General features: G+C 62.1%; 4 protein-coding genes. 2 read left to right on the top strand and 2 right to left on the bottom strand.

Annotation, left to right across the window (positions count from 1 at the left end):
- The first annotated feature begins 516 nt into the window (after positions 1–516).
- Positions 517–1,254, top strand: coding sequence for a transposase (locus tag JJE47_10865; protein ID MBK5267922.1), 738 nt, complete (start codon positions 517–519; stop codon positions 1,252–1,254).
- The gene (locus tag JJE47_10860; protein MBK5267921.1) at positions 1,244–1,831 is read left to right on the top strand and encodes an IS110 family transposase; all 588 of its coding nucleotides are present in this window, start codon (positions 1,244–1,246) and stop codon (positions 1,829–1,831) included. The genes JJE47_10865 and JJE47_10860 overlap by 11 nt, the downstream gene beginning before the upstream one ends.
- Before the next feature lie 522 nt (positions 1,832–2,353).
- On the opposite strand, the gene JJE47_10855 is transcribed toward JJE47_10860, so the two are convergent.
- The gene (locus JJE47_10855) at positions 2,354–3,073 is read right to left on the bottom strand and encodes a 4'-phosphopantetheinyl transferase superfamily protein (protein ID MBK5267920.1); all 720 of its coding nucleotides are present in this window, start codon (positions 3,071–3,073) and stop codon (positions 2,354–2,356) included.
- Entirely contained in the window at positions 3,066–5,753 is a 2,688-nt protein-coding gene (locus JJE47_10850) for a polyketide synthase dehydratase domain-containing protein (GenBank protein ID MBK5267919.1), read from the bottom strand. Before JJE47_10850 ends, JJE47_10855 begins: the two co-directional genes overlap by 8 nt.
- Positions 5,754–5,771: the final 18 nt, after the last annotated feature.

Here is a 5,771-nt window from a genome sequence, read left to right as displayed (position 1 = left end):
GAAACCCCAACAAACACAACGGATCTCGGTGTGGGCGATACTGGGATCGAACCAGTGACCTCTGCCGTGTGAAGGCTTCTGAGGTCGCTCGGACGCGCCCTGCTTGACGGGACGATTCGGCAAAGTCCCTTGTATTACTTGGGGTGTCCCCCTGGTGTTGGGGGTGGTCACCTAGCGTGGCCTCGGGAGGGATCCCGGCGGTGACGGAAAGCCCCTGAGCTTTGAAGGCTCGTTGACCTGATCGTTGCTGGGGTCCGTTCTCGAGCAGACTCGGTTGAGGAAATTGGTGGGACCTGTTCGGCCTGGCCGGGGGTCCGGCGCACCGTATGAATCACATGGCTGGGTGGGCTGGGTAGTCCGCCCTGTGGTGTCGGGTGGGGTCGGGAGCATTCCCTGGCTGGTGTTCGAGCGCGAGCGAGGGGTTCTCCCGGTCAATAACCGTTGCAGGTTCCCGACCGAGGATGAGTTGAACGGCATCGAGGCCGGGGCCTGCTTGTTTGAAGGGAGAACCCCTCGATGCAAGTGAACACGAAAAATGTCCGGGTGCCGATCGGGATCGACGCGGCTGTTGTGGCGTCGCATCAGATCGCGGTCCGTGGTGAAGTCCGTGAAGACTTCACAGCTTCGCCGACGTTGGCCGGGTTAGCGAAACTGACCGAGAGGCTCGAAACCTATGCGGGGTCGTTGGTTGTGGCCGAACCGACCGCTGGCACGTGGTTGCCGTTGGCGCATGCGGTGAGCGACACCGGGTGCGATATCGGGTTCGTGGCGAATCGGGACTCGGCCCGGCTCCGCAAGGCGATGGTTGGGGCTTCCAAGACCGACGTGATCGACGCCGACATGTTGGCCCGCTGCCAACAAGTCCTCGGTGTGGTCCCAGCACCGGTTCCACCGCCGGGACAGATCGCACTGCGACGAGCGATGCGGCGTCGTCATGTCGCCACCATCGACGCCCACCGGGTCGAGTGCCGGCTGTGGGCACTGGCGGCGTGGGCGTTCCCCGACCTGTGGCGAGCCACCGGCGGCCACACGTTGGCTCAGCCGCTGCTCGGACGCTGGCCCCACCTCGAAAAGCTCGGTCGTGCTCGCCTGTCGTCGATCACCGACATCGTCGGTGATCACAGTCGTGACACCAACCCGCAACGGCGAGCCGAACGGATCCGGGACGCGGCCACAGGATGGGCCAGGTTCTGGGAGGGTCGTCTCGATCTCGACGCGCTCGCCTGGGAAGTGACCGCCATGCTTGCTCGGTGACATCGAGATCGCTGATCAGCGCCACGCCGGCGCTACCAGCCAGGCCTTTGGCCTGTGGGAACAGCATTGGCCCGACGATGTCTTGACGTCGATCCCTGGCCTCGGCCCGGTTTGTGCATCGGCGATTCGGGGCTGGTGGGGAAACGCCACACAGTTCCCCTCTGCCAAAGCCGCCGTCGCCCACGCCGGGTTGAACCCGTCGGTGTGGTCCTCAGGTCTCACCGAATCACCATCCCGCAAGATCACCAAACAAGGACCATCCGAGCTACGCCTTGCCCTCTACCAACCCGCCAACGTCGCCCGCCGCCGCGACCCCCAACTCGCTGCGCACTACCGGCGGCTCATGGTCGAGCGAGGCCATAACCACATCGCGGCGAACACTGCCATCGCCCGCAAGATGGCCTGCCGGGCCTGGGCAATCGCCATCAGCGGGCGGGCCTACCAGCCACGCGACCTCGACGGCAACCCAATCACCATCGACCAGGCCGCAGCACTCGCTGTCGAGCTCACCGTCCCAGACGAAACCCGTTCCCGCCGCCAGGCCCACAGCCAAAGAGGCCGTCTCAGCGCCAGCTGACACCATCGACAACCAGCGCTCGACCAACCCAACCGGCAACACCGGCCCCGACAAGCGCGCCCACACAGCGTGAATAGCAACCCCTTGACAACCCTTAGGAAATCAGGTCAGAGGGCCTTTTCACCTCTCGTCATCTTGCAGCACCTTTCGATGATTCTCGTCGTCATGTGCACGCGATGTGCACGCGACCGGCAAGTCGGTGGCGTTGATCGGCCGCAGACAAAGCCGCCGTTTAAGACGAGACGGGGATCGACGTCACCTACCACCAGGGTGGCCGGATCGTCGAGTCCCGGCCGCGCCACTAGCTAGGTCGTACTCCGTCGCAGGGTGACCTCCGCGGGTCCCGGTGCTGCTGCGAATCCTCTTGCGAGCAGGTGAGCGGCACAGCATGACGAATGCCACAAACCCTCCCCTGCGCAGTGAGTCATCGGCCGGGCTTCTGTCGGACTCGACACCATTGCCCTTGCCGCAGCCGACTCCCCGGGTTCCAGTAGCCGACCGGGGGCAGGCTTCACTTTGGCGTCAGACGAAGGTGATGGGGCGGAGCCGAGAGCCGGTCTGGACAGCTATCGCCATTATCAAACGGCTGTCCAGTTGATGCATTGCGAACTGCCATGACAAGGGGTCGTCTTCGATCGGCGGTTCGACGCATAGGCGAGGATCCGGGTCGAACACGAACCCGAAACGGTCGAGCGGAAGGCGCAGGCCGGCTCCCCTGGCTTTCAAATAGGCTTCCTTGAGGGTCCAGTATTCGAAGAAGCGAAGGCGAGGATCCGACTGGTTGGCGAGGTCGGCCCGCTCGTACGCCGACAGGGCCGACGCAGCGATGAGCAATGGATCATCGACCGAATCTAACGACTCCACATCGATGCCACACGCAACATCGACAGTGACCGCCACCGCCACCAAACCACCGTCGGGCTCGGTTCCAGGCGTGTGCGACAGGTTGAATTGGAGGCGTTTGGCCTCAGGGTTGGCAATTGACGGCTTACCCGATTCTGAGACATCGAAACGCCAAGCAGCAGCAGGAACTTCGAGATACTGCGAAAGAACCTGGCGGAGGAACCCGCGGGCCGCCACGAACAAGTCTCGATCTCGGGATCGCAGATATCGGTGCCATCGAGCCGACTCTTCATCGGATAGCGACACTTCATACCGGGCTTTGGTTGTCGAATCGAGGCAATGTGGCGCGAGTGTCCACACGTGGACTGCCTCCGTCAGGGCAGCTGCAGCATCAGCCACGGCGTACTCGTGGCCCGTCCGGGCCGTACAGCACACAAGCTACCTCGGCAAGCCACACATCAACCGGTTCCGAACCTACCACGAGTTCTCCCGACCGCGCTCCATGAAGAAGTCGTAGGGTCTCCGGGCTCGGGTCCTCAATGGCTTCCAACACCCTTATGAACGTTGACTCAACCTGTCGAGCCCCCGTCGAGGCGGACCACGATTCGACTCCGGCCTCAAAGGACACATCAGTGGGGGTCACGACTTGTCGGCCTCCCACATTGTTGAGCGCATCGAGAACCCGCCGGCGACGTTCGCCGTATGGCCACGAGGCGATCTCGTCAGGTGTGATGGGCCCTCCAACCACGTAGTCCTGCGCCCCCAACGGGATCTCGAGCTTGTCTTCGAGTGGCGCCGCCGACAACCCACCACTGAACCGGACCGGAACGATAGGAATATCACATCCGACTGCAAGGTCCAAGAACGTGGAACTCAGTTTCGTGACCGGATCGGGTGCGAAGCGACTTCGGGTCCCTTGGGCGTGGACAAAAAGCGACCGGCGACCGTGACTCAGATCGTCCCTGAGTCCTGAGAGGACTTCAGCCATCGAATCGGGTCTCGCTTGATCGAAATACACAATTGGATTGACCGGCGCGGCACCGGGATAGGTACACAACCGATCACTAAGCCAACCAACCCACCGCGTGGCGTGTTTGGCGTTGGCCATGGTCACTACATCGTGACCGAGCAACACCGGCAGCAGATGAGTGATGAGAATCGATTCAAGTTGAACCTGATGATTCGCCACGAAGATGACCCCACCTTGGCGAGTTTGATCGAAGCCAACCGGGTCCTCGAACACGACATCGCGGACATACTTGCGTACCAAACCTTCGGTGAGATCTTGGCCGAGCCAACGATCGACACCGAGCCGTTCGGCCCAAAACCGATTGATCCGGTCAAGGTCGAGACCCGCTTGGGATCTGACGATTATCTGGTCGCCTTCGTGGCGCAGGTCCACGGGCGGGTGGAGTGGCACCGCCGCGGGCACCAAGAATGGATGCAACTCCGATCGATTCGCCAGGTGCTCTTTGACGGCGATCGCCTCAGGGTCATCGGTGCCAAAAATCCCAAGCACAGTGCCGGGCATCCAGTCGGTGCTCGCAACTGTGGCCCGATCGAGTCGGGTTGCACCATCTTCGTGCTTTGAGAGCGAAAGTCCGGGGACGTAGGTGTGGTCGGCGAGAAAGGACCGGCGAGCTCCTGGTTCGGCCGATCCGATCGGCCCTTTCGGTAGGCACGCTTCGATGATGGTAAAGGTCGCCCACACGCCCTCGTCGGTGATGAGCTGCACCGAGAATCGGGGCAGCTCGGGCGATACCAGGAAGCCGTCGAATCGGACCTCGCACCGGACGGTTCCTTTGGTCGGGGTTGACCCATAGAGCTTCATGTCTACGATGCGCGCCGGAAACGCCACACGATCGTCGGCTATCTCGTCGGCCCACAGATGCAATTGGTCGTGGGGAATGCCGTGTAGTGCCGCGTCGAGGAGGCCGGGGTGAAGCCGGCCAACTGGGACTTGACCGCGACCGGAATCCAGAATAGTGGATGCACCGTCGGCACCAAGGGTTCCTGCGACCTGCAGACGGAAGGCAGGCCCATGGAAAAGGCGTCCCGAAATGTAGGGGTCTTCCATCTCGACGCCATCGACAGCCGCCAGTGGCTCGGGTCGTTCCGGGTATGAGCCAACGTAGATCACCGCAGAGGCAACCTGGGTACCCTCGCTCATCAAACGGACCGAGTACTCGCTTTCGCCGAGTTGCTCAACATTGGTTACGAATTGACGCGGGCCAACGAAGTCGACCCAGCCGCCGACCTGCACATCGCGAACACCGATCACGTTGCCTGGGACCGCCTTCGCCAACATGTCGACGATCGACATCATCGGCAGCGCCGGCCGATTCCAGGTCGGTCGATGATCGCCCAGCCAGGTGTCAACCGCCGGATCCAACATGACACCCCGCTCTCCACTGGGCGTTCCCGAAATCACTCGCACGCCAAGATTGTCTGCTGAGTAGATGCGAATACCGTCACACCACAGCGAGGCGGTGGCGGTCACCACGACCGTGCCGGCATCATGCACCAGATCGGTGATGTCCATCGTCACGTGAACGAGATCATTAGTCGGAACGACCTGACCCCGGTATTTCCATGACATGGCAATATCTCGGGCGAGCGGCTCGAACTGTGCGTTCGGTATCCCTTCAGCCGCACCCGACTCAATCAAATAGAACTGGAGAAGTTGGATCATCGCTTCGATCCCCAACGAACCGGGCTGGACGGGATCTTGGAAGAAGTGCGACTTGAAGTACCAGTCGCCAACGTCAATATGTCGTTCGGCCCGCAGCCGCCCGAGCCCGTGGGTGCCACCCTCAGGCCAGAACCCGGTCACCTGGTCGAGCATGCGCAACCTGCCATTCCCAAGCGCCAGCGTTCCACCGAAATAGGGTGACGGCTCGCCAACCAGAGCGACGACCCGACCGCACGGCTCGGTGAGCTCGAGTCGCTGGGCATCTGAAACCGACAAACCCACCTGCTTTTCCAGCACGTCGGGAGGAAAGAAGCCGAACACGGTTGTCAGGTCAAACACCGGGCGTCCGTCGATGGTGCATGCGACGGCAAAGTTGACGATGATCATCCCGGCCGTCTGCGATAT

It is taken from the genome of Acidimicrobiia bacterium (genome assembly GCA_016650365.1).
Taxonomy (GTDB): domain Bacteria; phylum Actinomycetota; class Acidimicrobiia; order Spongiisociales; family JAENVV01; genus JAENVV01.
The sequence above is the reverse complement of the archived record's forward strand: the minus strand, read 5'-3'. Positions and strand labels throughout refer to the sequence as shown.